Source organism: Hymenobacter busanensis, from assembly GCF_008727865.1.
GTDB classification, from domain to species: domain Bacteria; phylum Bacteroidota; class Bacteroidia; order Cytophagales; family Hymenobacteraceae; genus Solirubrum; species Solirubrum busanense.
Window position 1 is genome coordinate 403113 of the sequence record NZ_VTWU01000005.1, and the last position, 24899, is coordinate 428011.

Annotated in this window: 23 protein-coding genes; 13 read left to right on the plus strand and 10 right to left on the minus strand. The window is 61.9% G+C overall.

Going from position 1 to position 24899, the window contains the following annotated elements; all coding sequences use genetic code 11:
* Window positions 1–155 precede the first annotated feature (155 nt).
* The 4 genes from recG to mutY all read right to left on the minus strand — a co-directional run bounded on the left by recG (window position 156) and on the right by mutY (window position 4693).
* A complete protein-coding gene (gene recG, locus F0P96_RS15160) occupies window positions 156–2252 on the minus strand; it encodes an ATP-dependent DNA helicase RecG (RefSeq protein WP_151079752.1) in 2097 nt (698 codons plus the stop codon).
* A gap of 87 nt (window positions 2253–2339) precedes the next feature.
* Entirely contained in the window at window positions 2340–2933 is a 594-nt protein-coding gene (gldD, locus tag F0P96_RS15165) for a gliding motility lipoprotein GldD (RefSeq protein ID WP_151079753.1), read from the minus strand.
* A 123-nt stretch (window positions 2934–3056) separates the two neighbouring features.
* Complete coding sequence (locus F0P96_RS15170; protein WP_151079754.1) at window positions 3057–3509, minus strand: single-stranded DNA-binding protein; 453 nt, start codon at window positions 3507–3509, stop codon at window positions 3057–3059.
* 89 nt (window positions 3510–3598) lie between these two features.
* Window positions 3599–4693, minus strand: coding sequence for an A/G-specific adenine glycosylase (gene mutY / locus F0P96_RS15175; RefSeq protein WP_338074399.1), 1095 nt, complete (start codon window positions 4691–4693; stop codon window positions 3599–3601).
* Window positions 4694–4871: 178 nt separating this feature from the next.
* Between mutY and F0P96_RS15180 the strand changes: the two genes are divergently transcribed.
* The 3 genes from F0P96_RS15180 to F0P96_RS15190 all read left to right on the plus strand — a co-directional run bounded on the left by F0P96_RS15180 (window position 4872) and on the right by F0P96_RS15190 (window position 8210).
* Window positions 4872–5177 (plus strand): HU family DNA-binding protein, encoded by a 306-nt coding sequence (locus F0P96_RS15180; protein ID WP_151079756.1) that lies wholly within the window; start codon window positions 4872–4874, stop codon window positions 5175–5177.
* A 109-nt stretch (window positions 5178–5286) separates the two neighbouring features.
* Window positions 5287–6207, plus strand: coding sequence for a tetratricopeptide repeat protein (locus F0P96_RS15185; protein WP_235917488.1), 921 nt, complete (start codon window positions 5287–5289; stop codon window positions 6205–6207).
* 395 nt (window positions 6208–6602) lie between these two features.
* Window positions 6603–8210 carry an Rne/Rng family ribonuclease gene (locus tag F0P96_RS15190; protein ID WP_151079757.1) on the plus strand — a complete coding sequence of 536 codons (1608 nt, stop codon included), beginning with the start codon at window positions 6603–6605 and terminating at the stop codon, window positions 8208–8210.
* An 85-nt stretch (window positions 8211–8295) separates the two neighbouring features.
* Here the strand turns inward: F0P96_RS15190 and F0P96_RS15195 are convergent, their stop codons facing one another.
* Window positions 8296–8988 (minus strand): porin family protein, encoded by a 693-nt coding sequence (locus tag F0P96_RS15195; RefSeq protein WP_151079758.1) that lies wholly within the window; start codon window positions 8986–8988, stop codon window positions 8296–8298.
* 108 nt (window positions 8989–9096) lie between these two features.
* Between F0P96_RS15195 and gldB the strand changes: the two genes are divergently transcribed.
* Window positions 9097–10110 carry a gliding motility lipoprotein GldB gene (gene gldB, locus F0P96_RS15200; protein WP_235917489.1) on the plus strand — a complete coding sequence of 338 codons (1014 nt, stop codon included), beginning with the start codon at window positions 9097–9099 and terminating at the stop codon, window positions 10108–10110.
* A gap of 12 nt (window positions 10111–10122) precedes the next feature.
* Window positions 10123–11322, plus strand: coding sequence for a glycosyltransferase family 4 protein (locus F0P96_RS15205; protein ID WP_151079759.1), 1200 nt, complete (start codon window positions 10123–10125; stop codon window positions 11320–11322).
* Here F0P96_RS15205 and nth read toward each other — a convergent pair.
* The 5 genes from nth to F0P96_RS15230 all read right to left on the minus strand — a co-directional run bounded on the left by nth (window position 11319) and on the right by F0P96_RS15230 (window position 14225).
* A complete protein-coding gene (gene nth, locus F0P96_RS15210; RefSeq protein ID WP_151079881.1) occupies window positions 11319–11993 on the minus strand; it encodes an endonuclease III in 675 nt (224 codons plus the stop codon). The two genes, F0P96_RS15205 and nth, sit on opposite strands and share 4 nt — an antisense overlap.
* Before the next feature lie 22 nt (window positions 11994–12015).
* A complete protein-coding gene (locus tag F0P96_RS15215; RefSeq protein ID WP_151079760.1) occupies window positions 12016–12246 on the minus strand; it encodes an anti-sigma factor in 231 nt (76 codons plus the stop codon).
* Window positions 12185–12820 carry an RNA polymerase sigma factor gene (locus F0P96_RS15220; RefSeq protein WP_151079761.1) on the minus strand — a complete coding sequence of 212 codons (636 nt, stop codon included), beginning with the start codon at window positions 12818–12820 and terminating at the stop codon, window positions 12185–12187. Before F0P96_RS15220 ends, F0P96_RS15215 begins: the two co-directional genes overlap by 62 nt.
* Window positions 12821–13181: 361 nt before the next feature.
* A complete protein-coding gene (locus tag F0P96_RS15225) occupies window positions 13182–13754 on the minus strand; it encodes a DUF6799 domain-containing protein (RefSeq protein WP_151079762.1) in 573 nt (190 codons plus the stop codon).
* A gap of 54 nt (window positions 13755–13808) precedes the next feature.
* Entirely contained in the window at window positions 13809–14225 is a 417-nt protein-coding gene (locus F0P96_RS15230) for a hypothetical protein (protein ID WP_151079763.1), read from the minus strand.
* Window positions 14226–14553: 328 nt separating this feature from the next.
* Between F0P96_RS15230 and F0P96_RS15235 the strand changes: the two genes are divergently transcribed.
* The 8 genes from F0P96_RS15235 to F0P96_RS15270 all read left to right on the plus strand — a co-directional run bounded on the left by F0P96_RS15235 (window position 14554) and on the right by F0P96_RS15270 (window position 24869).
* Complete coding sequence (locus F0P96_RS15235; protein ID WP_151079764.1) at window positions 14554–15834, plus strand: MFS transporter; 1281 nt, start codon at window positions 14554–14556, stop codon at window positions 15832–15834.
* A gap of 119 nt (window positions 15835–15953) precedes the next feature.
* The gene (locus F0P96_RS15240; RefSeq protein WP_151079765.1) at window positions 15954–16532 is read left to right on the plus strand and encodes an RNA polymerase sigma-70 factor; all 579 of its coding nucleotides are present in this window, start codon (window positions 15954–15956) and stop codon (window positions 16530–16532) included.
* 85 nt (window positions 16533–16617) lie between these two features.
* The gene (locus tag F0P96_RS15245) at window positions 16618–17349 is read left to right on the plus strand and encodes a head GIN domain-containing protein (protein WP_151079766.1); all 732 of its coding nucleotides are present in this window, start codon (window positions 16618–16620) and stop codon (window positions 17347–17349) included.
* Window positions 17350–17430: 81 nt separating this feature from the next.
* A complete protein-coding gene (locus F0P96_RS15250) occupies window positions 17431–18156 on the plus strand; it encodes a head GIN domain-containing protein (protein ID WP_151079767.1) in 726 nt (241 codons plus the stop codon).
* An 85-nt stretch (window positions 18157–18241) separates the two neighbouring features.
* Window positions 18242–20632, plus strand: coding sequence for a TonB-dependent receptor (locus F0P96_RS15255; RefSeq protein WP_151079768.1), 2391 nt, complete (start codon window positions 18242–18244; stop codon window positions 20630–20632).
* Between the two features lie 156 nt (window positions 20633–20788).
* Window positions 20789–21613 (plus strand): DUF4249 domain-containing protein, encoded by an 825-nt coding sequence (locus F0P96_RS15260; RefSeq protein WP_151079770.1) that lies wholly within the window; start codon window positions 20789–20791, stop codon window positions 21611–21613.
* A gap of 118 nt (window positions 21614–21731) precedes the next feature.
* On the plus strand, window positions 21732–22796 hold the full coding sequence (locus tag F0P96_RS15265; protein WP_151079771.1) for a FecR family protein: 1065 nt from the start codon (window positions 21732–21734) through the stop codon (window positions 22794–22796).
* Window positions 22797–22838: 42 nt separating this feature from the next.
* Complete coding sequence (locus F0P96_RS15270; RefSeq protein WP_151079772.1) at window positions 22839–24869, plus strand: DUF4974 domain-containing protein; 2031 nt, start codon at window positions 22839–22841, stop codon at window positions 24867–24869.
* Window positions 24870–24899: the final 30 nt, after the last annotated feature.

Here is a 24899-nt window from a genome sequence, read left to right on the forward strand (position 1 = left end):
GTACAATCCTTTTTTACCCGACAGGTTAGCCTGGTCGGTCCCGCCGTCAATCGGGACCGGATACCAGGCCCTTCTGCAAGTGCGGCAGCGGTTAGCATGAATTAACGAGCGGCGACTCTGCAGGAGTCGCTTTTTTTTGCCCGAAGCTCAACCGTTCAACTGATTCGGCTCCAGTTTACGGCCGTGGCCGGTAGCGACAGGATGTGCTGCCGGATGTTGGCATTCAGCGGTTTGCTCAGGTCGGGGTCGTCGTTGAGCAGTTCCTGCGCCGCCGCCCGCGACTCGGCCAAAATCTTTCCGTCTTTGGCCAAATCGGCAATCAGCAAATCCAGTACGCCGCTTTGCTGGGTGCCCATCAGGTCGCCGGGGCCGCGCAGCTTCAGGTCGATGTCGGCAATTTCGAAGCCGTTGTTGGTGCGCACCATCGTTTCGAGGCGGGTGCGGGTGTCTTTGCTGAGCTTGTAGCCGGTCATCAGCACGCAGTAGCTCTGGTCGGCGCCGCGGCCCACGCGGCCGCGCAGCTGGTGCAGCTGCGAGAGGCCAAACCGCTCGGCCGATTCGATAACCATCACCGACGCATTCGGCACGTTCACGCCCACCTCGATAACGGTAGTGGCTACCATAATCTGCGTCTGGCGCTGAATGAAGCGCTGCATTTCGGCATCTTTCTCGCCGGCCGTCATGCGGCCGTGCACAATGCTCACCTGGTACTCCGGAAACGCCCGCGTCACGCTCTCGTAGCCGTCCATCAGGTCCTTGTAGTCGGCCATGGCCTCGCTCTCCTCAATGAGCGGATAAACCACGTACACCTGCCGGCCTTCCCGAATCTGCTGGCGCATGAACTCGAACACTTTCAGGCGGTTGGAGTCGAAGCGGTGCACCGTCACGATGGGCTTGCGCCCGGCCGGCAGCTCGTCAATCACCGACACATCCAGGTCGCCGTAGAGCGTCATGGCCAAGGTGCGCGGAATGGGCGTGGCTGTCATCACCAGCACGTGCGGAATCACGTTTGGGTTCTTCTGCCACAGCTTCGAGCGTTGCGCCACGCCGAAGCGGTGCTGCTCGTCCATGATGGTGAGGCCCAGGTTTTTGAACTGCACCACGTCTTCGAGCAAGGCATGTGTGCCCACCAGCATGTGCAACTCGCCCGAGCGCAGCTGCTCGTGCAGCACCCGGCGGGCAGCCGTACGCGTCGAACCCGTCAGCAGCCCAATTTTCAGGCCCAGCATGTCGGCAAACTTCTTCAGGCCCTCGTAGTGCTGGTCGGCCAGAATTTCCGTTGGGGCCATCATGCAGCTTTGCGCGCCGTTGTCGGCGGCAATGAGCATGGCAATAAAGGCCACGATGGTTTTGCCCGAGCCCACGTCGCCCTGCAGCAGCCGGTTCATCTGCTTGCCGGCGCAAAAATCCTTGTAGATGTCGTGGATAACGCGCTTCTGCGCCCCGGTGAGGTCGAAGGGCAGGATGTTTTTGTAGAAGTGCACGAGCGAAGGCACTTTGTCGAAAATCTGGCCGGCCAGTTCGATTTTACGCTGCGTGCGCTGCCGCAGCAGCTTCAGCTGAATGTAGAACAGCTCCTCAAACTTCAGCCGGAAGCGCGCTGCCTGCAGCAGCTCGGTGCTCTGCGGAAAATGAATCTGCTGCATGGCCTCGGCCTTGGGCATCAGGGCGTAGCGCTGCAGCAGCTCCGGCGAAAGAGTTTCGTGAAAGTGGGGCGCGGCTAGCTTCAGCACCGCGCTCAGCAGCCGGCTCAGGCCTTTGCTGTCGAGGTGGAAGTTGCGCAGCTTGTCGGTGCTGGAGTACACCGGCTGCAGAAACGAGGCGCCCGGCTTCTGCTCCGACACCTCTTCCAGCTCGGGGTGCACCATCTGCGGCTTGCCGTTAAACGAAGCCGGCTTGCCAAAGGCCACGTACTCCTGGTGGTTCTTCACCATTTTCTCGAACCACTTCACGCCCTTGAACCACACCAGCTCCACGGTGCCGCTTTCGTCGTGCAGCTGGGCAATGAGGCGCTGCTTGTGGCCTTCGCCGAGCAGTTCCTTGGTGCGCACTGTACCCTTCACCTGCACCATCGGGAGGTCGTCGTGCAGGTCCACGGCGTGGTAAATCTGGGTGCGGTCGAGGTAGCGGAAGGGGTAGTGCTGAATTAAGTCGCCGTAGGTGACGATGTTCAGCTCCTTGCGCAGCACGTCGGCGCGGCGCGTGTCCATGCCCCGCAAGCTCTCGACTTTGGTGTTGAAAAAGCTACTCAAGGGTAAATCGTTAAATGGTCAAACGGTTGATTGCGGAGCAGGAAAAACAATCAGTTATTTAACAGTTTAGCCATTTGACCATTGGCCCTATCGGTATTGAAGCGTGTTGACGAGCTTAACGATGTCCTGCTTCACGTAGTCAATCACCGGCGCCAGCGAGTCGTTGGCCACGGCCGTGCGGAAGTACAGCGCGCCGCGGAAAAAGTGCTTGGTCGAGTCGGACGTATAAAACTGAAACTGGCTCGGCACGTCGCCGCTCAGCTCAAACACCGCCACTTTCTTGCCGCTGGGCGTCTGCATCATCGATTCTTCAATGGCCGTGGCCTTGATCTGGTGCTTGCCGGTGAGCTTGCGCGCGTCCTCCAGCATCTTATTGAACAGCTTCGGGTCGTTGTGCAGGTCGGAGTAGGTTATCTGCACGTTGGCCTGCAGCTTCGGGTAATACACGTTGATCCAGTGCGGCTGGGCCAGGTACGACGAGTCGCGTAGTATGCGGGCGTACTTCGAATACTGGAACGTGTACGGATGTCCCGGCGCTAGCTGCTGGTAGGCGTGCGGCGGCAGGTCGATGCGGTTGAAGCCTTTCGGCTTGGGCGTGTAATCGTCGGAAGGGCCGCTGGAACAGCTACCAAGGGCCAGACCGGCGAGCAGTACCGAAAAGCAACGAAGGAAAAAACGCATCGGCGGGAGAATGAGTCGCAAAAATAGCCAAACCGCAGCGCCCGGCCACAGGGCTGGGCACAAGCAAAACCGCCCCGGCCAACTCGTGACCGGGGCGGTGGCTACCAACGGCAAACGCCGCGCTTAAAAGGGAAGTTCGTCCATTTCGGGCTGCTGCCGGAAGGTTTTCTGTTCCGGAGTCGCCGCGGGCTGTGCTGCCGCTGGCGCGGCTTGGGCCTGACCGTTGGCTGCGCCCTCGGCTCCGCGTCCGCCGCCGAGCATCGTGATTTCGTCGGCCACGATTTCCGTCACGTAGCGCGTCTGGTTGTCCTTGTCTTGGTACTGGCGGGTGCGAATCTTGCCCTCCACGTACACGGACTGTCCCTTGCGCATGTACTTCTCGGCCACTTCGGCCAGCCCGCGCCACGCCACAATGTTGTGCCATTCGGTGCGCTCCACGCGGTTGCCGCTTTTATCCTTGTACGTCTCGTTGGTGGCCAGGCGGAATTGGGCCACGGCGCTGCCGCTTTCCAAATGCCGCACTTCCGGGTCGCCGCCCAAGTTGCCGACCAAAATGACTTTGTTGACGCTTGACATAGTATGTTGAGTTGAGAGTGAATGCACTAGATGGTGCTGAATTGCTATACAATTACTAAAAATATACGCACAATTCCAAGTAAATTAGTCTATAAAATTCCTTGCTTCGACAAGTAATTGGTAATGATAACGGGCTTCGGCAATTCTTCAATCTGTGTCGCTGTAAAGGGCTCTAAACCAGATTCTTTCAGCGCCGAGGCGGATAGCGGTGCTTCCAGCCATAGCTCATGAAACCGCGCCTCCACTTTCTGGTGGCTTAGTGCGTGTTTCATCATGGCCGCCGGCTCCGCTACCCGGTTAGTGGCCACGCGGCCGCCAAGACGCTCAGCTTCGCCGAGCAAATTCACGGCCGGAAGGTCCGCTGTGGGCGTTTCCGTCAGATGGAAGTCGTAAAGGCTGTGCCAGATGTCTTTGCCGGTACGCTTGCGCAAGTACACCGTCTCGCCGTGGCGGAGCACCAGGTATTGAAAATACCGCGTGCGGGACGCCTTGGCCTTGGTTTTCACCGGCAGCTGCCGAACCATGCCGTGCTGAAACGCAAAGCATTGCTCACGCACCGGGCAAAACAGGCAGTCGGGGTTTACGGGTGTGCACTGAATAGCGCCAAACTCCATAATGGCTTGGTTGTACTCGCCCGGCTCCTCCACCGAAATGAGTTGGTCGGCCAGCTGCTGAAACTCTTTGCGGGTAGAGGGCGCCGCTATATCAGTGGTGATGCCGAACACCCGGGACAGCACCCGGTACACGTTGCCGTCGAGCACGCCCACGCGTTCGTTGTAAGCAAACGAAGCAATGGCCGCTGCCGTGTAGGGCCCAATACCGCGCAGCTTCAGCAACTCAGCATAGGAGCCGGGGAACTGCCCGCCGTACTCGTTCACTACCTGCTGCGCGGTGTGACGCAGGTTGCGGGCGCGCGAGTAGTAGCCCAGGCCCTGCCAGAGGCGCAACACTTCCTGCTCGGGCGCGGCCGCCAAGTCCTGCACGGTAGGGTAGGCCGCCAGAAACTTCTCGTAGTAGGGCAGGCCCTGCTGCACACGGGTTTGCTGCAGAATAATTTCCGACAACCAAATGGCATACGGGTCGTGAGTGTGGCGCCAGGGCAGGTCGCGGCGGTGGCGTGGGTACCAGTCCAAAAGGGCCTGGGCAAAGAATGGATGGGACGGAGCGGAGTTGGGGTTGTTCAACTGGCTGATTGTGAATATATTGACGAGGCTATTTCTCGTTCACGGTATTTGACAATACCGTTTGTAAAACCAAAAAACGGGACTACCTTTGTGGCCCGAAATGCCTACCGGGCAAGGGCTTACGGGATTTTAAACGCATTTTTGCCTTTCTTTTTCACACTTTCAGGTTCCTAGCACAGTGACCAAAGCAGAAGTAATTGCCGAAATTGCCGAGAAGACCGGCATTGAGAAAACCGACGTGTCAGCAACCGTAGAGGCTTTCTTCAAAGTGGTGAAGGATTCGATGGCCGGCGGCAACAACATCTACGTTCGTGGCTTCGGTAGCTTCGTTAACAAGAAGCGCGCCCGGAAAGTAGCCCGCAACATCTCGAAAAACACGTCCATCATCATCGACGAGCATTTCATCCCGAGCTTCAAGCCGTCGAAAACCTTCATCAGCAAAATCAAGAACAGCAAGAAGGTAAAGGAGCTGGTGCAGGCCTAGTCTAGCCGCTAGACCCTAAAAACGCTTCGTTCTTCGTAACATTGCCGGCCGCCGCCGGAGCTGGTCTGCCTTCAAGCAGCAGCCCGGCGGCCGCCTTTTTCTCTCCCGCATGGCCCAGCGCCGCACTTCTTTTGCGCCAAAACTTATTGTATTGCTACTGGCCGCTGGCTTGGTAGCATACCTGTTTTTGCTGCCGAAGGGCGTGGTGAAGCCCAAGGAAGGCAAAGGCGAGCTGGCCCAGGATGCCGCCCGCACCGCCAACCGCGACGGCGGCGGACCGGCTACGTCCGGCTCCAAAACCGAAGCTTCTTCGGGCCCGGTACCGGCTTCTGGTGGTGCTACCGCCGTAGCCGAGCAGCCGCACACCCAAGCGTCGCCCACGCAGCGCAAGGAACTCAGCACGCTGGTTGCCCGCTACCGCACCACGGCCGATGCCGCCACCCGTCTCAGCTTGGCAACCGACCTAGCGAAGCAGTACCAGAAGGTGCAGCGCTTCGACAGCGCCGGTTACTACTACGAGCAGGTGGCCCAGGCCCGGCCGGGTGAGCAAGCGTGGAAGCGCGCTGCCGATCAGTACTTCGAAGCCTACAGTTTCGCGGCTACCGAGGAGCGCGCCAAAATGCTGAGCGCCAAAACCCAGGCCCTTTACGAAAAGGTGCTGAAGGAAAACCCGGAAAACCTCGACGCCAAAACCAACCTCGGCATGGCGCTGATGGCCAGCGCAAACCCCGTAGCCGGCATCACCATGCTGCGCGAGGTGCTGGCCACCGACCCCAAAAACGAGAAGGCCCTCTACAACCTCGGTATTCTGTCGCTGCAAAGCAACCAGGCCGACAAGGCAGTGGAGCGGTTTCAGGAGCTGGTGAAGGTGAATCCGAAAAACGTCAACGGCCAGTTTTACCTGGGCGTGGCCTTGGCCCAAGCGGGCCAGAAAGAAGAAGCCAAGGCGGCTTTTCTGAAAACGAAAAGCTTGAGTGCCGACCCCGGTTTGCTCACCTCGGTGAACGAAGAACTCCAAAAGTTGCAGTAACCCCGCTCGTCACGCAAGGGCTTCCGGCTCGGGCGTGACGGGTGTTTTTGAAACCCAATTCATCAACCCAAACCTCACAGCTCATGCCCTGCGGTAAAAAGAGAAAGCGTCATAAGATTGCCACGCACAAGCGGAAGAAGCGTCTGCGCAAGAACCGTCACAAGAAGAAGTAAGCCCGCGGGGGTTTGCTGGGTATCGGTTTGGCTGTAAGCCGGTTGTCGATGCTCTATGTTTCACCCCGCCGGCTCCCGGGCGTGGCTTTCGGTTACGTTTTCCCCGTGGACCATCAGAGGGGGAAGCTGGCATTTCTTGCAAATGCTGGCTTCCCTTCTTGGCTTTTCTGCGAAATACGGCCCAATTACGACGTCCGGCCAGCCGGCTAACCCCGAACTCCATTGAGTAACGAGTTAATCATTAATTCGACTCAGGAAGGCGAGCGGATTGCCCTGTTGCAGGACAAGCGGCTGATCGAATATCATTTCGACCGCAACGACACCAACTATGCGGTAGGCGACATTTTTCTGGGCACCGTCAAGAAGGTGATGCCCGGCCTGAACGCCGCCTTTATTGATATCGGTTATCAGAAAGACGCCTTTCTGCATTACGGCGACCTGGGCGAACAATTCCAGACGCTGGCCAAGTGGACGCGCCTCGTGCACACCGGCAAAGCGCCGGTAGCGCACCTGAAGGGCTTCCCGCGCGAGGCTCCTATCGAGAAAGTCGGCAAGATGGCCGACACGCTCAAGAAGGGCCAGCAGCTCCTGGTGCAAATCGTGAAAGAACCGATTTCGACCAAGGGCCCGCGCCTTTCCTCCGACCTGTCGATGGCCGGCCGCTACCTCGTGCTCATGCCGTTTTCCGATACCATTTCGGTGTCGAAGAAAATTGTGAGCCGTACGGAGCGCGACCGACTCAAGCGCCTGATTGCGTCCATCAAGCCCGACGGCTTCGGCGTAATTATCCGCACCGTGGCCGAGGGCCGCGACGTGGCCGAACTCGACCGCGACATGCAGAACATGGTGAGCATGTGGGAGCGGCTCTACCAGAACCTGCGCACGGCCAAGCCCAACGACAAGGTGCTGGGCGAGCTGGGCCGCACCTCGTCGATGATCCGCGACATGCTCAACGAGTCGTTCGACGCCATCCACGTCGACTCGCAACCCATGTACGAGGAGCTGAAGACGTACCTGGCGCAGATTGCACCCGACAAACCCGATTTGCTGAAGTTTTACTCCGGCAAGACGAAGGTGTTCGAGCAGTTCGACATCGAAAAGCAGCTTAAAACGCTCTTCGGCAAAACCGTGACCGTGCCCGGCGGCGGCTACCTCGTCATCGAGCACACCGAGGCCCTGCACGTCATTGATGTCAACTCGGGCAACAAGAGCAACCAGCAAAGCGACCAGGAAGCCACCGCCCTGATGGTGAACCTGGCCGCGGCCAAGGAAGTGGCGCGCCAGCTGCGGCTGCGCGACATGGGCGGCATTGTGGTGGTCGACTTCATTGACATGCGCTCCGGGGAGAGCCGCAAGAAGGTGGAGGATACGGTGTACAACATCATGGCGCAGGACCGCGCCAAGTTTACCATCCTGCCCATCACCAAGTTTGGCCTGCTCCAAATCACGCGGCAGCGCGTGCGGCCCGAGCAGAATATCATTACCACCGAGGTGTGCCCGACCTGTGGCGGCACCGGCAAAATCACGGCTTCGATTCTCGTTACCGACGAAATCGATACCAGCATTGCCGACTTGCTCGTCAATCAGAACCATTCGGGGCTGACCTTGCACGTGCATCCCTTCCTACACGCTTACTACACCAAAGGCTTGGTAAGCAAGCAGATGAAGTGGTACCTGAAGTATTACAAGTGGGTAAAGGTGGTGAAAGACACCAGCCTGGGCCTCACCGACTACCGCATTCAGGACGAGCGGGGCGAGGACATTGAGCTGCACAGCCGCGCCGCCGAGCTGAACAGCCTGCAGGACCGCGACGACGAATCGGACGATTAAGCACCGCATCCGTTCTGCCTAAAACCAACAGCGCCCGTGGCTCAGCTAGAGCCGCGGGCGCTGTTGGTTTTCACAAGGTTGACGGCTAGAATTTCAGGCCGAGGTCGAGGGCTACCTCGTTGTTTTTCAGCGTGACGCCTTGCATGTTGGTGCGCTCCTTATCAAAGTACCGCTCGATGTTGAACAGGCCGCGGTGGTAGGAGAGGCCGCCAAACACCTTGGTGCTCTGGCCCAGCTGATACTCCACGCCCAAACCGCCAAGCAAGGCCGCATCGGGAATGATGAAGTGCTTCGAGGCCTTCATTTCGGAGCCGGTGGCGGGGTCAGTGTAGAACTTGCTGCCGTTGATGCGGCCGGCCACGGCGGCATTCACGCTGCCGCCCACCTGAAAATACAGCTTGGTGTCGGTGGCAATGTCGTTGGTGAAGAGCTTCACCGTAACAGGAATTTCCACGTACTGCAGGCTGATTTTCTGCGTGCGGGTGACCAAATTGGCATTTCCGGGCGCGGTTTGGTCGATGTAGGCAATCTTGCCGCCTTTGCTAGTGAGCTGCAGGCCGGTGCTGAAGGCGTAGTTCTGGCCGAAGAAGTAATCGACCACCAGGCCGCCGCCAATGCCGAGCTTGCTGCCGTCGGAGGTAAAGCCGAGGCTGGCGGGCGAATCGACGCGCAGGGTGCTGATGCTGGGCGACACTTTCAGACCGATTTCGACCTGGGCCGAGGCCGAGGTAATAGCGCCGGCTAGCAGCAGCGGCAGCGCGAGTAAAGCTTTTTTCATGGGCGGAATGACACGCTTGAGTGTCGTCGGGCGTTCTTACGGCCAACCGACCCGCTGAGGTCGGCGTTTTGGCTAATTTCGCCTCAAATATAGAAGCCCCTCCGACACATGCCCTTACGTTTGCGCCACTGGCTGGGCGCGATGCTGCCCGCCGCCATGCTGCTGGGGAGCTGCAGCTCCGACTCACCCCGCTGTGAACTGAACCCCGAAGTGGCCCGCGTGGAAGCGCCGGTGCGGCTGGAACGGCTGGAAAAGCCGTTTTTTCAGATTCGCACGCCCGACGACGCGCGCCGTTTCCTGGATCAGAACCGCTTGTTTGCGCGCTATTTCCTGCAGCGCGGCCAAGTGCCCGAGCCAATATTAGAGCAAACCTTGGCCAAGCTGGCCTCGAACCCCGGCCTGCAAAAACTGGGCAGTCAAGCCGACAGCACCTTCGGCGACACGCAGAAGTGGCAGGGTGATTTTCAGCGCATGTTCCAGCACGTGCGTTATTACTTCCCCGACTTCAAGGTGCCGCAGGTGAAAACGTTCGTCAGCGGCCTCAGCCAGGACTTGTTTGCCAACGACAGCCTGATGGTCGTCAGCACCGACTTTTTTGTGGGGCCGAAGGCGCTGTATCGGCCCAACGTGCCCAACTACATTCTGCTGCGCTACCGGCCCGAGTACGTGCTACCCACCGCCGCGCTGGCCGTGTCGAGCAAGTACAACAAGAAGGAACTCACCGGCACCTCAATGCTGGCCGAGATGATTCAGCACGGCAAGGCGCTCTACTTCGCCGAGAAAGTGCTGCCCTGCACCGACGATTCGTTGCTGGTTGGTTTCTCGGGCAAAGACCTGAAAAACGTGAACTTCAACGAGGCCAAAATCTGGGGGCATTTCCTGGAGAAAAACCTGCTCTACAACACCTCGCCGTTTCAGATTCAGAAGTACGTGGGGGAGCGACCCGACGTGCCCGAAATCGACAAAACCTGCCCCGGCCGTATTGGGCAGTGGGTGGGGTGGCAGATTGTGCGCAAGTACATGGCCGAGCACCCCAACGTGACGCTGGCGCAGCTCATGGCAGCGAAAGACGCGCAACGGATTCTTACCGAGTCGCGCTACCGGCCCAAGCCGCGCCGCTAGGCCCTTCTGCGGATGCACATTGCAGTTTTCAGCCAGTACCACACCAACCCCGACTGTCCTGCGACGAGCCGGCACTACGCGCTGTTGCGGCACATTGCGCAGCACCACCGCGTCACGCTCATCAGCACCAACACCTGGGAGGCGCAGCGCCTGACGCAGCAGTTTCCGTGGTTGCCGGAGGGTGTGGAACTGCGGGCGGCCGACATCGGCTACCGCAACGACATGGGCATTGCCGCCCGCGGCTTTTCTTTTGTGCGGTACGCGGCCTACGCCTACCAGCAAGGCCTGCGCATCGACAAACCCGACGTGATTTGGGGAATTTCGACACCGCTAACGGCTGCCTGGGTGGCGGCGCAAGTGGCCAAGCGCCGCCGTGTGCCGTGGGTGTTCGAGGTCCAGGATTTGTGGCCTACGTTTCCGATTGAAATGGGGGCTGTGCGCAACGCCTTGGCCCAACGCCAACTCTACGCTGCCGAGCGGCGTCTTTACGAGCAAGCCCAGCACGTTGTCACGCTTTCACCGGATATGAGCCGCTACGTAACCGGACTAGGCATCCCTGCTGACAAGGTCTCCACCGTGCTCAACGGTACGGATTTAGACCTAGCGGCGTACGCAACCCCGGAAGCGGCGGCTGCGCTTCGAGAGCAACAAGGCCTGCAGGGCCGGCCGGTAGTGCTCTACGCTGGCACCTTCGGGCGGGCCAACGACATTCCGACGCTCGTGCAAGCTGCCGAGCAGCTTCACCGGCTGGTGCCCGAAGCGGTGTGGCTGTTTATGGGGCATGGCTACTACGAGCCGCTGCTTCGGGAAGCCGCTGGCCGCTGTCCTGCCATTCGGCTGGTGCCGCCGCAGCCGCGCCACGCCGTATTTACGTGGTTGGCCGCGGCCGATGTATCGGTGGCCTCGTTCATCAACCTGCCAGTGCTTGATGCCAATTCGCCTGCGAAGTTCTACGACAGCCTCGCTGTGGGCACGCCCGTGGTAGTAACCAACCGCGGCTGGACCAAGCAATGGGTGGGGCAGTACCGCTGCGGCTGGTTTGCACCCGCCGAAAACGCTGCTGAGCTGGCCGCTACGCTAGCCTCCGTGCTGCGTGACCCAGTGGGCACGCAAGCTGCTGGGCAGCGCGGCAGGCAGGTGGCTCAGGCGCAATTCGACCGGCAGCAGTTGGCGGCCACCGTACAGCAGATTCTGGAGCAGGCGGCCGGCTAAACAGGTGCCACCACCGGCTCTAGGCGCGGGGCTACGTTGTCGGCGAAGTACTTGCAGAAATCGGTGAGCGGGCACTGCATGCACTTGGGGGTACGCGCCACGCAGATGTAGCGGCCGTGCAGTATCAGCCAGTGGTGGGCCTTGGGAACCAGCGCTTCGGGGATGTATTTCACCAAGACCTTTTCTACGGCCAGCGGCGTGGTAGCCGTGCGCGGCACCAGCCCGAGGCGGTGCGACACCCGAAACACGTGGGTATCTACAGCCATAGCCGGCTGGTTGTACACCACCGACACGATGACGTTGGCCGTTTTGCGCCCCACGCCCGGCAGGCGTTGCAGCTCTTCCAGCGTGCTGGGCACCTCGCCGCCAAACTCCTCCACAAGCATCTTACCCAACCCGGCCAAGTGCTTGGCTTTGTTGTTGGGGTACGACACGCTACGAATCAGCGGAAATACGTCTTCGGCCGAGGCTGCTGCAAGCCGTTCGGGCGTGGGAAATTGCTCGAACAGGGCGGGTGTAATCATGTTCACGCGCTTGTCGGTGCACTGCGCGCTGAGCACCACGGCCACTAGCAACTCGTAAGGGCTGCCGTAGTGCAGCTCGGTTTCGGGCTCGGGGAAGTGCGTGGTGAAGTAGGCCAAAAAGCGGCGAAACCGCTCGGCCCGGGGCATAGAAGCTACGGGCACGAGCGGTTTAGCTTGCACGCAGGAACGTGCGCGAGTAATTCAGAATGTTCTGCGTGGCCCGGTCGCTGGGCGTGCTTTGCAGCGCGTCGAGGCAACGTTGGGCCAGGAGCAGGTCGGCGCACCGGGCGGCCAGATCGGCGTCGTGCACCAAGGCTTGCTCTACTTCTACCTGCTGCTCAGCTGGCAATTCGTTGTACACATACTGGAGCAGCGTCTCGTGGGTAAAGGTTTTGATCATAGATGTCAGGTTGCGCGGTCATTTTCTTCCGCAGGTTGATGAGCGCATAACGCATACGGCCCAGGGCCGTATTGATGCTCACCCCCGTCGCGTCGGCAATTTCCTGAAAGCTCATGTCGCCGTAATGACGCATGATGAGCACCTCCTTTTGCGCGGCCGGCAACTCTTGTATTAACTCCCGAAGCCGGGCGTGGGTTTCGTCGCGGGTCAAAGTTGCGTCGATTCCCTCTTCGGCGTACGTCAACGAGTTGAACGCGTGGCCGGTGGCGTCGAGATTGAGCTGCGGATTGCGTTTCTGGCGACGGAAATTATCGATGGCCAAGTTGTGAGCAATGCGGCAGATATACGACGAAAACTTCCCTTCCTCGTTGTACCGACCGCTTTTCATGGTGTGCACCGCCTTGATGAAGGTGTCCTGCAGCAAATCTTCGGCAACAACGGTGTCTTTCACAATCAGCATGATTGTGGTGAACACGCGGCGCTTATGCCGTTCGAGCAACAAGGCGAAGGCTTCTTCTTTGCCGGCAATGTAGAGCGAAATCAACGCGGAGTCGCTCGGCTGCATGGGTTCCATAAAGGCTGTACGGTTAAGGGAACGTAGAGCTTTATGCCATATTGTGCAGTTGCCGGTGAAAGTTTTCGGGACGTGAACGTCGCGTGAAGAAGTGTAGGTACCAAATGTAGAATTCTGGTAGCACCTGCGCAATACAGTATGAGGATTTAGCTATAATTTTTTTCATTCCGTACCGCCGAGCTTAAATAGATAGGTAGGATAAATATGAAATAAGGCAGTCAAGTATCTGTAATACATTGGTTTATTAAAAATTAGAATAGTTGCATACGCAAAGCGGGAGCTTCGGAAAAATACCGAAGCTCCCGCTGATAACAGACTGGCTATTGGCACTGCTACTGTATATGGTAGCCATTTACCGCCTTTAGGGCCGAAGCTGGGCATCCACGGCCCGCAACTGCTCATCGAAGGAAGTGGCATTGGGCGTGGCACTCAATGCCTGCGTAGCCCGCGCCGAGAGTTTTTCGGAAAGTTGCTGCAGCAAAGCCAACCGCTGCTCCAGCCGTTGCAGCTGCTGCGCTTGTGCGGGCGTGGCCGCGGTTCCACTGGTGCCGGGTATCACCACGCGGGTTTCGGTGGCGCCGGTTACTTGCCGGTCGTGCTGCTCAATGGCCTGCGCCGACTGCATGTCGTCGCGCAGGTTGACTACTTCGCCCTGCATATTTACGGCGCGCCCTTCGGGCAACAACTGGCGGGTGCCGTCTTTCTTCACCAGGATACCGGTGGGGTTGATAACGGAGCCGTCGTTGAGGGTAAGCGGGCCTTCGAGGCGCATGGCTTGGCCGGCTTGCAGCCGCATGGTTACGCCGTTGAGCCGGAAAGCACCATCTTTCAGGCTGTAGGAAGTGGCAGCGGCGGGCGTATTTTGGGCAAGTGCTGGCGCAATTCCAGCAGCTGAAATCAGCAGAACAGTGGAAAGCAGGAGACGCAGGAGCATGGCGGCGAAAAGCGGCGGAATGTAGACGCCGGCTTCCGCAATGCTTACGGATGGCTAGGCGTCGCCGTTTTGCGCGCGGCAGGTGTTGAGCCACCGCAGGGCCTGGCCCTCATCGGTGAACGTGCTGGCTTGCCAGTCGGGCGTACCGGTTAGGGGCAGGTGCTGCTGCAACGGAAGTGCCTGCAGATGATCGGGCGCCGCCAGAAAGGCAATGTATACCGGGCCGCTCAGGCCGGCTTTGAGGCGCGGGGCAAACGTATGGACCAACCAAGCCACTACCTCGGTGCTAAAGGTGCCGCGGCGGCGCAGGTCGAGCAGCCAGTACCGCGCCCCGTGCGGAGCCGCTTCGGCCAGCGTAGCCTCGTAGCCGAGGCGCACTTCGTCGTCGGTAGCCGGACGTTGCCAGCGCCCAAACAGCAAGCCCAAATCGGTGCGAAACGACAGCTCCAGCACTTCGGAATCAGCAACCATGACGTTTGGGAATTAAGGCCGGACTAGTGTAGAAACGCTGGGTGCCAAGGGGCACCTCGCCCAAAGCCGGCGGCTATGGGGAACGGGCAAGCGGGGCGGTGTGGCGCGGTTCACTAGTCGACCTGGCTGCCGGAGGGGGCCGGGGTGGTAGCAGGCCGGGGCCGTTGCACAAGGGCAGCGGCTCTTAGTCAATAATACACGTTTGCTGGGCCAATTCCTAGCGCTTAATCGACAGCGGCAGTGCCAGGGGAGGAGCGAATAACCAAATGAGGCGAAGCGGGTATAGCGGCGGAGCCTCAGCGCTGGGCTACTTTTGCGCCTCTGCCCTATGAATACATCTGCCCAATCCCGCCACGACCCGTACGCCGCGCTCCGTCTGCCCGAGTTTCGCCGCCTGATTTCGGCCCGCGTTTGTTTTGTGGTGGCCACCCGCATTCAGGGCCTAGTGGTGAGCTGGCAGATTCTGCACCTGACCAACGACCCGCTGGCGCTGGGCTTCATTGGGCTGGCCGAGGCCGTGCCCAGCATCGGGGTGTCGCTCTACGCCGGGCACGTGGCCGACTCGGTGCGGCGCAAGAACATTGTGGTGTTGGCAGTAGCCGTGCTGTTGCTGTGCGCGGCGGCCCTGTGGGTGCTGGCCTCTCCGGTGGGGTTACGGTTGCTGAGCAAGGAGTCGTTTTACACCCTGCCGCTGTACGGCGTTATCTTTTTGAGCGGCATAGCCCGGGGCTTCCTGGGGCCGGCGCTGTTTTCCTTTATGCCGCAGCTGCTGCCCGACCGTAGCGTGCTGCCCAACGCCATTACCTGGAACAGCACCACCTGGCAGGCGTCGTCGGTGATAGGGCCGGCGCTGGGCGGCTACCTGATCAAGTTTATCGGCGTCACCAACTCCTACGCGGTGGTAACGGGGCTGCTGGTGCTGGCCTTGCTGCAGTTTGTGAGCATCAAAGGGCGGCCGCTGCCCGAGCGGGTGGGCGAGGCGCTGAACCTGGGCGAGAGTATCCTGAGCGGGCTGAAGTTCATCTTCAGCAACCAGCTGGTGCTGTCGGCGCTGGCGCTGGATATGTTTGCCGTCCTCTTCGGCGGGGCAGTGGCGCTGTTGCCCATTTACGCGGTGGACATCCTGAAAGTAGGAGCGGCCGGGCTCGGCCATTTGGAGGCGGCCCCCGCCGTGGGCTCGGTGCTGATGGCCGTGGCGCTGACGTATTTCCCGCTGCGGCACAACGCCGGCCAGAAGCTGCTCTGGGCCGTGGCCGGGTTCGGTCTGGCCACCATCCTGTTTGCGGTGTCTACCAATTTTGTGCTGTCGTTGTTCCTGCTGTTTCTCACCGGCGTGTTCGATTCGGTGTCGGTTATTGTGCGCTCCACGCTCATTCACACCTTCACGCCCGAGCACATGAAAGGGCGCGTATCGGCGGTGAACAACATCTTCATTGGTTCGTCAAACGAGTTGGGGGCGTTCGAATCGGGGGCTATGGCGCGGCTGTTGGGCACCGTGCGCTCGGTCGTGTTCGGCGGCAGCATGACCATTCTGGTGGTGGGCATAACGGCCCTGCTGGCTCCGCGCCTGCGCCGCCTGCACGACGTGAAAGAAGAACTAGCCCGCTAAGGCGCCGGCGGATTCATGCAATCCGGCCTTCGATAAAGTATAGCCGAAACGGTATCTTCTGTAGCTTTGCAGCGCATGGGGCTGTCCGCCCGTCCGTTGCCGTGGTTACTGCCGCCGTTATGCCCGAAGTCGATACCCTTGATGCGCTTGAAATTCGGTTGGCCGAGCTGCAGCGCACCAACGGGGAGGCCTTTATGGAAGCCTTGTTCAAAGGCTACTACCGGCCGCTGGGCAACGTGATTTTTCGGGTGGTACGCGACCGGGCCGTGGCCGAGGACCTGATGCAGGACGTGTTTCTGCGGGTGTGGAACAACCGCGACACGCTCACCATCGGTACCACCTACAAGGCCTACCTCTACCGCGCCGCCATGAACGCCGCCCTGCGCCACGCCGAGCGCAGCAAGCGGCAAGTGGCCTGGGACGAGGCCAGCGTGCCCGAACCCGGCGCCGACACCACCGCCGAACGTCTCGACGGGCTGGAGGCGGAGCAGCTGGTAGCCGAAGCCCTCGACACGCTGCCGCCGCAGTGCCGGGCCGTGTTTCTGATGAGCCGCCAGGAAGGCCTGAGCTACCAGCAGATTGCCGAGGCGCTGGACGTGGCCCCCAAAACCGTGGAAAACCAGATGGGAAAGGCCCTGCGGCTGATGCGCCAGCAGCTCAGTGGCTTTTTTTCGGGCCTGAGCTCGTGGCTGTTATAAGGCGGTGAAAATATTTTTGGGTGCCGCGTAGGGGTAGCGGCGGGGTTGCGGGTCATAGCTACAGAACCCGACCTAACAACCCGCTATGAAAACGAAAAACCCTGCTCTGTTGCTGGCGCTGCCCGCGGCACTCCTGCTCACCGGCTGCGACAACGACGGCCTCAACCCCAGCATCCGCGGCGAAGGCGCCAGCGTGACGGAAACCCGCTCGGCCGGCAGCTTCAGCCGCGTGGAAGTGGCTACCGACGCCGACGTGACCATCACCCAAGGGCCGCAGCAGGAAGTGCGCGTGGAAGCCCAGCCCAACATCCTCGGCATACTGGAAACCGACGCCAGCGGCGGCAAGCTGCGCATCGAAACCGGGCGCTACAACCTGCGCAGCCACAATCCCATCAAGGTGTTCATCACAGTGCCCGCGCTGACGAGCGTGCGGCTCTCGTCGAACGGGCACATTGGCAGCGCCAGTGCCTGGGAGGCCGGCAGCTTCAGCGTGGAAGACACCGGCTCGGGCAGCGTGGACCTGATGCTGGGCCAGGTGCACGACCTCTCGACCAACATCACCGGCTCGGGCGACGTGACCCTGCGCGGCGCCGCCGATGCTCATGCGGCCCACCTCACCGGCTCGGGCCAGCTCCAGAGCTACGACCTGAGCACCCGCACCACCAACCTCACCGCCACCGGCTCGGGCCGCAGCTTCGTGCGGGTTTCCTCGTCGCTCGATGTGAAGCTGACTGGCAGCGGCTCGGTCTACTACAAAGGCACGCCCAGCGTGTCGGCCCGCACCACCGGCTCGGGCCGCGTCAGCAGCGCCAACTAAGCCGCCGGCTGCTCAACAATCAGGTAGGCTCCTCTCCAATGGTGCCTTCCGCCTGTCCCGACAACCCCTCACAAACCCGCTATGAAAACGAACTGGCTTTTCCTGCTCCTCTTTTCCGTCCTCCTCTTTTCGGCCTGCTCCGACGACCATTGGGGCCCGCGCATCCGCGGTGCCGGACCCACTGAGTCGCAAACCCGGACGCTGCCGGCCATCAGCCGCGTCGAACTCAAGATCAACGCCGACGTCATCATCACCCAAGGGCCGCAGCAGGAAGTGCGCATCGAGGCCCAGCGCAACATCCTCGACGTGCTGGAAACCGAAATGAGCGGCGACCAACTGCAAATCGAATTCGGCCGCTACGACGTGCGCGGCCACGACCCCATCAAAATCTACATCACCACGCCCAAGCTCACGGAAGTGGAAGTGTCGGGCTCGGGCAAAATCCACAGCGGCTCGGCCTGGTCGGCCCCCAGCTTTGCTGCCCGCGTGTCGGGCTCGGGCGAAGCCGACCTCAACTTTGCCCAGGTAGAGTCGCTGCGCACCAGCATTTCCGGCTCGGGCGAGCTGCGCCTCAACGGCACCGCGCAAGTCAATACCGTCAACATCTCAGGCTCGGGCAAGGTCTACGCCTACGACCTGAGCACCCAGGATACCTACATCAATATCTCGGGCTCGGGCAAGGGCTACGTGCGCGCCTCCCGCACCCTCGACGCCGACATCAGCGGCTCGGGCACGGTGCACTACCGCGGCACGCCCAGCGTCAACTCGCGCATTTCCGGCTCGGGCAAAGTGCTGGCCGACAAATAACCCCCCTTCCGTTCCTTCTCTTCTCACGTGACGTTTCGGCCGGTTTCTGCTCGTCGGCCGAACGGCTCACCGCGCTATTTCAAGCATGAAAATCATACGTAACCTGGGCCTGGCGGCGGGCCTGCTGCTGGCGGCCGCGCCCGCCCGAAGTCAGCAGCAAGCCCGGCCCGAACCGCGCGCCGTGGCCGGCAAAGCCACGCTCAGCGGCTACCTGCGCGACGCCGCCACAGGCGAGCCGCTGGTGGGAGCTAGCGTGTTCGTCAAAGCCCTCGGCATCGGCGTCAACACCGACGAAAAGGGTTTCTACGCCCTCGATTTGCCCACCGGGCCGCACACCGTCACCTTCCAGATCATCGGCTACGAGCCGGTGAACCAACCCCTGAACCTGACCGGCGACCTGACCCGCTCGATTCGCCTGAGTGCCGCGCGGGTGCAAACCCAGGAAGTGGTGGTGGCCGGCCGCCGGGCCGAAGACAACGTGAAAAAAACCGAAATGAGCGTCAACCGCCTCGACATGAAGACGGTGAAGCTGATGCCCGCGCTGCTGGGCGAGGTGGACGTGGTGCGCAGCATTCAGCTGCTGCCGGGCGTGACGACGGTGGGCGAGGGGGCCTCGGGCTTCAACGTGCGCGGCGGTGGCGTCGATCAGAACCTGATTCTGATGGACGAAATTCCGGTCTACAACGTGTCGCACCTGTTCGGCTTCTTCTCGGCCTTCAACCCCGACGCCGTGCAGGACATGACGCTCTACAAAGGTGGCATTCCGGCCCGCTACGGGGGCCGCCTCTCGTCGTTGCTCGACGTGAAGATGCGCGACGGGCACCAGGCCGAGCGCCTGGCCATCAACGGCGGCATCGGGCTGATTTCGAGCCGGCTGGCGGTGGAAGCCCCGCTCATCAAAGACCGCACCTCGGTGGCCTTGTCGGCGCGCCGCTCCTACGGCGACCTGGCCCTGAAGCTCATTCCCGAGCAGCGGAAAAACCAAGCTTATTTCTACGACCTCAACCTGAAGCTGAGCCACCGGCTGAGCGCCCGCGACCAGCTGACCGTGACCGGCTACCGCGGCCGCGACGTGTTCAACTTCGCCGACGTGTTCAAGAACGACTGGGGCAACACCGGCGCTTCGGCCCGCTGGACGCACCAATTCTCGCCGCGCCTGTTCGCTACTTTCTCCGGTGTCATTGGCCAGTACGACTATGGCCTGGGCGTGCCCAAAGGCACGCAGGCCTTTGAATGGACCTCGCGCCTGCGCAACTACACCGGCAAGGCCGATTTCAGCTACCAGCTGAACGCCGCCAATACCCTGTCGGCCGGCGTCAGCGGCACGCGCTACCGCTTCGAGCCGGCTACCGTGAAGCCGCTCAACGCCGAGTCCATCTTCGTCTCGCTGAAAGTGGACGACCAGCAGGCCGGCGAGTACGCCGCTTACCTCGACAACGAGCAGACCCTCTCGCCGCGCCTGCAGGTACAGTACGGCCTGCGCCTTTCGGTCTTCGATTTCCTGGGTTCGGGCACCGCCATTTCCGACTACGTGGGTGCTGCTGGCCAGCGCAAAGACCCCGCCAACACCCGCACGGCCAAGAACGGCAGCGTGGTGAAACGCTACGCCAACCTGGAGCCCCGCGCCTCGCTGCGCTACACCCTCTCGGAAACCAGCTCCCTGAAAGCCAGCTACAACCGCACGACCCAGTACATTCACCTGATATCGAACACCACCGCCGCCTCGCCGCTCGACGTGTGGACGCCAAGCACCAACAACATCCGCCCCGAGCGCGGCGACCAAGTGGCCGTGGGCTACTTCCGCAACTTCCGGGGCGGCGTCTACGAGGCCTCGGCGGAGGTGTTTGGCAAGACCATGAGCAACCAGATTGACTACGTGAACGGGGCCAACACCCTGCTCAACAAAAACCTGGAAGGCGAACTGCTCTACGGCGACGGCCGCGCCTACGGCGCCGAGTTCTTCGTCAAGCGCAGCCAGGGCAAACTCACCGGCTGGGTGAGCTACACACTGAGCCGCTCCGAGCGGCAGATTCGCGGCATCAACGCCGACCGGTGGTACCCCAACAAGTACGACAAGACGCACAACCTCTCGGTGGTGGGCATGTACCAGCTCAGCCCGCGCCTGACGGTGTCAAGCAACTTTGCCTACGGTACCGGCGTGGCCACCACCTTCCCCAACGCCCGCTTCGTGTACGACGGCCTGGTGGTGCCCGTGGTGGGCGGCGACGCCCGCAACAACTACCGCGTGCCGGCCTATCACCGCCTCGACCTCGGCGCCACGCTCAAAAACCGCCCCCGGCCCGACAGCCGCTGGCAGAGCGAGTGGGTGTTTTCGGTCTACAACGTCTACAACCGCCGCAACCCCTACGGCATCTACTTCCGCCAGAACGAGGACAACCCCCGCCAGACCGAGGCCGTGCGCCTCTCGGTATTTGGCTCGGTGATTCCCTCGGTGTCCTACAACTTCAACTTCTAAACGCGATGCTGCAATTGGAATTTTTCCGCTGCACCGGGTTCGGGCTGCCTAAAGGCTGGGTTAATAGTGGGTATATCCAAAAGCACCCTTTGTCTGCTTCCCGCCGTGTGGTCGAAATAGCACATTCCCAATCTGCCTGCTTCGTTTTCTGAGCTTATGAAACGCTTTTCTTTCTTCTTCGCGCTGCTCATGGCTGGTCTGCTGACCAGCTGCACCGACGTGGTCGACGTGGACCTGCCCGAGCCCGAGCCGCAGCTGGCCGTCGAAGGCAACATCACCGACCAGCCCGGCCCCTACACCATCCGCCTGACGCGCACCGGCGCCTACTTCACCAAGGATGAGCTGCCCGCCGTGCGCGGTGCCCAGCTGACGCTGGCCGACAACGAAGGCACCACCGAAACCCTGCGCGAAACCGCCCCCGGCGTGTACCAGACCAGCCAGATTCGGGGCAAAATCGGCAACCACTACACCCTCACCATCCAGGACGGCGACCAGCAATACCGCGCCCTCACCGAAATCAAGCGCACGCCCGGCATCGACCGGCTGGAGCAGCAAATCAAAACCAACGAACCCGGCTGGGACGACGGCTACTACGCCCTCTACAACGGCCCCGAGCTGCCCGGCGTCGGCGACTACTACCGCTTTAAGATCTGGCTGAACGGCGAGCTGCAGAACGACCCCGACGATCTGGTGGTGCGCGACGATGCCCTTGTCGACGGCAACTACATCGGCGACATCGAGCTGAACGGCAAACCGCTGCAAGTGGGCGACAGTGTGCGCGTGCAGCTGCTTTCCCTGCCCCGCGACTACTACTACTTTCTCAACGAGATGTACACCCAGATCAACAACGTCGGGCTGTTCTCGTCGCCACCGGCCAACGTGCGCACCAACGTGCTGAACCTAAGTGCCACCGGCCCCAAGGCCGTGGGCTACTTCGCCGGCACCGCCGTGCGCTCCGCCCGCCTCACCATCCAGCCGTAGCGTGGCAGTGGTACTGCGACTTGGAGTCGTAGTACCACTATCGTTGCCCGAAGCGGCCGGACACCTCGCACACCGTACCTCCGGAAAATTCACCAATTTCCGTCCCCCAACCACCACCATGCTCGATTTCTACTCCGATACGGATGCCCCCTGGGAATTACTGGCCAAACACCTGGCCGGGGAGGCCTCCGCGTCGGAGCAAGCCGAGCTACACCGCTGGCTCACGGCCCAGCCCAGCCGCCTGCGTATTCTCACCGATGCCACCCGCGCCTGGGAGCGGGGCGGCCACGTGGCCGAGGTCTTCACCGAAGCCGACGTAGCGCCGGCCTGGCAGCGCTTCCGCGCCTCGGCGGGCCTGCAACCCGCTGCCGACATGGCGCCCGCCGCCGCACCCGAAGCCCGCCTCATACCCATGTGGCGCCCGGCCCAACCGTGGTTGCGCGTGGCCGCTGCCGTTCTGCTGCTGCTGGGGGTGTGGGCCATAGCTCGTACGTTCCTGCAAAGCCGCCTCGGCGCCCAACCCGTAACCATTGCCGCCACTGGGCAGCGCCAGCTCACCACCTTGCCCGATGGCAGCCGCGTGTGGGTTAACCGCAACTCCACGCTGACTTACGCCGCCGATTTCAACCAGACCGACCGCGTGGTGCAGCTGAAAGGGGAGGCCTTCTTCGAGGTGCAGAAAGACCACGGCCGCCCCTTCACGGTGCTGGCCGGCGACACCCGCACCCGGGTATTGGGCACCTCGTTCAACGTGCGCGCCTACGCCGCCGAAGACTCCGTGGAAGTGGCCGTAGTTACCGGCCGCGTCGCCTTCAGTCCCGACCGCCGCAAGCTGACGGTGCAGGATTCGGTGCTGCTCACGCCCGGCCTGCGCGGCGTCATCCGCCGCAACGACCCTGCTGTGGCCGTGCAGAAACCCATTACCGACCCCAACTTCCGCGCCTGGCAGCGCGATGAGCTGGTGTTTGAGAACCAGACCCTGGCTCAGGTCGCCCAGACGCTGAGCCGCACCTACGGCACGCCAGTAGTCCTCAGCAAGCCGGCGCTGCAGAACTGCCGCTTCACCGGCACCTTCGCCCACGCCGAGCTGCCGCAGGTGCTCCGCGTCGTGAGCCTTTCGGCCAACCTCTCGGTCAGCCAGACCACCGACGGCTATACCCTCGACGGACCGGGCTGCCAGTAGTCCGCTTTTTCCTTCCTTCGTCTTTCTGAACCCCATTTTGCTATGCGCAACCGCATATGCCTGGCCGCTGCCGTGCTTTGCGCGCTGGCTGGCCCGCCCGCCACGGCGCAAGTGCGCACCGGCTCCGTAATGGAGCGCAAAGTCTCGGTGACGTTCAACCAGGCGCCGCTCGAGTCGGTGCTGCGCACGCTGCACAAGCAATACGGCGTGCGCATTTCTTACAGCAACACCGCCCTGAACCTGCGCCAGCCCATCACGCTCGACGCCCAGAACAAGCCGCTACGCGCCGTGCTCGACGAGCTGTTGCGCGACAAGAACATCGGCTACGAACTGGTGGGCGACCAGGTGGTGCTGCATCCCGCGCCGCCCAAGCCCAAGTCGACCACCGCCCGCCCCGCCGACCCGGTGTCTACGGCCTCGACAACTACCACAACCGTCAGCCGCGCAAGCACCGCGGCTCCGGCCGAAGCCCCTGCGCCAGCCGCCGATAAACCAGCCAGCCCCGCTGCCTCGGCTGTCGAGGCTGCCAAGACGGCCAGCGGCGGCACTACGCAAGCGGCCGCGCAACGCGCCGCAGCCAAACCGGCGCTGGATAAGGCTGCACAGGTCAAGCCGACGAATACCAAAACCACCGCGCCGGCCGGCAAAGTGCCGGTAAAACCGGCCAAGCCGGGGGCCGCTGCACCGAACAGTAGCGCCAGTAGCGTTCCGGGCAAAGTGGTTGCCCAAACCAAGGCTGCCAGCAAACCCACGAAACCAGCGCAGGCGGCCAGTGCGGCGAAGCCCGACGCTTCGCCCGCTGCACCTGGGGCTACAGGACTCCCCGCCGCCGACCCCAGCGCCACGGCCTCAACGGCTACTGGCACCACGAATACGGCTGCTGGTCCGGCCAATACCACCTCCACGCAACCCACTGCTGCCGAACCAGCATCAGCAAAAGCCGCGCAGGATTCGGCTGGTCGGGCAGCAGCAGTAGCGCCGGTGGAAGCCCCGGAGCCGGAGCCCGCGCGCCCTACGTTTACCAAAACGGCGCAGGTGTCTTTCCTCGGGCCCTTGGGCTCCAACGGCTTGCGCAGCGGCCAGACGGTAAATAAAGTCTCGTTGAACGTACTGGGCGGCTACGCAGCGGGCGTCGATGGGGTAGAAGCGGGCGGCTTGTTCAACGTGGACCGCGACTCGGTCCGCGGCGTGCAGCTGGCGGGTCTGGCCAATGTGGTCGGGAAAAACCTGCAAGGCTTTCAGGCCGCTGGCCTGCTGAACGTGCTGGGCGGCGGCGGTACCGGCTGGCAGGCGGCCGGGCTGCTGAACGTGGCCGCCCGGCCCATCGGCGGGGCCCAAACGGCTGGGTTGTTCAACTACGTGGGGCCCACCAAAAAAACGGCCGCCCCTGACGCTACCGACCGCTCTACCTGGCGGCCCACCATTCAGGCAGCGGGGTTGTTCAACGTGGCCTTGGCCGAAGTGCGCGGCGGGCAGGCTGCGGGCCTCTTTAACGTGGCCGGCACCGTGCACGGCGTGCAGCTAGCCGGCCTGCTCAACGTGGCCGATACCGTCGACGGCGTGAGCATCGCGCCGCTCAACTTCGTGCTGCACGGCTACCACCGCTTCGAAGTTACCCATTCGGAGAGCTGGCCCGTCAGCGCCAGCCTGAAACTAGGGGGCTCGGCGGCGTTCTACACCTTTTTCTCGGGCGCCTACGACGGATTCGGCAGCGGGCCGCGGCGCTGGGCACTGGGCTACGGCGCGGGCTCCGAGCTACTGGCCCGGCACCGCCTCAGCGTGAGCCTCGACGCCGTGGCGCAGCACGTGAACGAAGAAGGCAGCGGCTGGACCGACCAGCTCAACCTGCACAACCAATTGCGCCTGCTGGTGGGCTTTGCGCCGCTCAAGGCCGGCGGCCGGCTACGCATCGTGGCAGGCCCCGTGGCCAGCGTGTTCGTCACCCAGCGCACCGCTACCGATGGCAGCGTCGGTACCACTCTGAGCCAGGGCCGCAGCCTGTGGCTGAACGAGCTCAACGGTCCGACCCGCGTGTTGGGCTGGTGGGGCTACAGCGTGGGCCTGCGGCTATAACGAGAATTGTTAGGTGTCCTCCTGAGCGCA

Bases quoted from the DNA above. Each gene is read 5' to 3' on its own strand.
- F0P96_RS15170 (WP_151079754.1), bottom strand. From the start codon at position 3,509: ATGTCAAGCGTCAACAAAGTCATTTTGGTCGGCAACTTGGGCGGCGAC.
- F0P96_RS15245 (WP_151079766.1), top strand. From the start codon at position 16,618: ATGAAAACGAAAAACCCTGCTCTGTTGCTGGCGCTGCCCGCGGCACTC.
- F0P96_RS15220 (WP_151079761.1), bottom strand. From the start codon at position 12,820: ATGGAACCCATGCAGCCGAGCGACTCCGCGTTGATTTCGCTCTACATT.
- F0P96_RS15195 (WP_151079758.1), bottom strand. From the start codon at position 8,988: ATGAAAAAAGCTTTACTCGCGCTGCCGCTGCTGCTAGCCGGCGCTATT.
- F0P96_RS15255 (WP_151079768.1), top strand. From the start codon at position 18,242: ATGAAAATCATACGTAACCTGGGCCTGGCGGCGGGCCTGCTGCTGGCG.
- F0P96_RS15205 (WP_151079759.1), top strand. From the start codon at position 10,123: ATGCACATTGCAGTTTTCAGCCAGTACCACACCAACCCCGACTGTCCT.
- F0P96_RS15265 (WP_151079771.1), top strand. From the start codon at position 21,732: ATGCTCGATTTCTACTCCGATACGGATGCCCCCTGGGAATTACTGGCC.
- gldB (WP_235917489.1), top strand. From the start codon at position 9,097: ATGCCCTTACGTTTGCGCCACTGGCTGGGCGCGATGCTGCCCGCCGCC.
- nth (WP_151079881.1), bottom strand. From the start codon at position 11,993: ATGCCCCGGGCCGAGCGGTTTCGCCGCTTTTTGGCCTACTTCACCACG.
- F0P96_RS15240 (WP_151079765.1), top strand. From the start codon at position 15,954: ATGCCCGAAGTCGATACCCTTGATGCGCTTGAAATTCGGTTGGCCGAG.
- F0P96_RS15235 (WP_151079764.1), top strand. From the start codon at position 14,554: ATGAATACATCTGCCCAATCCCGCCACGACCCGTACGCCGCGCTCCGT.
- F0P96_RS15230 (WP_151079763.1), bottom strand. From the start codon at position 14,225: ATGGTTGCTGATTCCGAAGTGCTGGAGCTGTCGTTTCGCACCGATTTG.
- F0P96_RS15270 (WP_151079772.1), top strand. From the start codon at position 22,839: ATGCGCAACCGCATATGCCTGGCCGCTGCCGTGCTTTGCGCGCTGGCT.
- F0P96_RS15185 (WP_235917488.1), top strand. From the start codon at position 5,287: ATGGCCCAGCGCCGCACTTCTTTTGCGCCAAAACTTATTGTATTGCTA.
- F0P96_RS15215 (WP_151079760.1), bottom strand. From the start codon at position 12,246: ATGATCAAAACCTTTACCCACGAGACGCTGCTCCAGTATGTGTACAAC.
- F0P96_RS15260 (WP_151079770.1), top strand. From the start codon at position 20,789: ATGAAACGCTTTTCTTTCTTCTTCGCGCTGCTCATGGCTGGTCTGCTG.
- gldD (WP_151079753.1), bottom strand. From the start codon at position 2,933: ATGCGTTTTTTCCTTCGTTGCTTTTCGGTACTGCTCGCCGGTCTGGCC.
- F0P96_RS15225 (WP_151079762.1), bottom strand. From the start codon at position 13,754: ATGCTCCTGCGTCTCCTGCTTTCCACTGTTCTGCTGATTTCAGCTGCT.
- F0P96_RS15250 (WP_151079767.1), top strand. From the start codon at position 17,431: ATGAAAACGAACTGGCTTTTCCTGCTCCTCTTTTCCGTCCTCCTCTTT.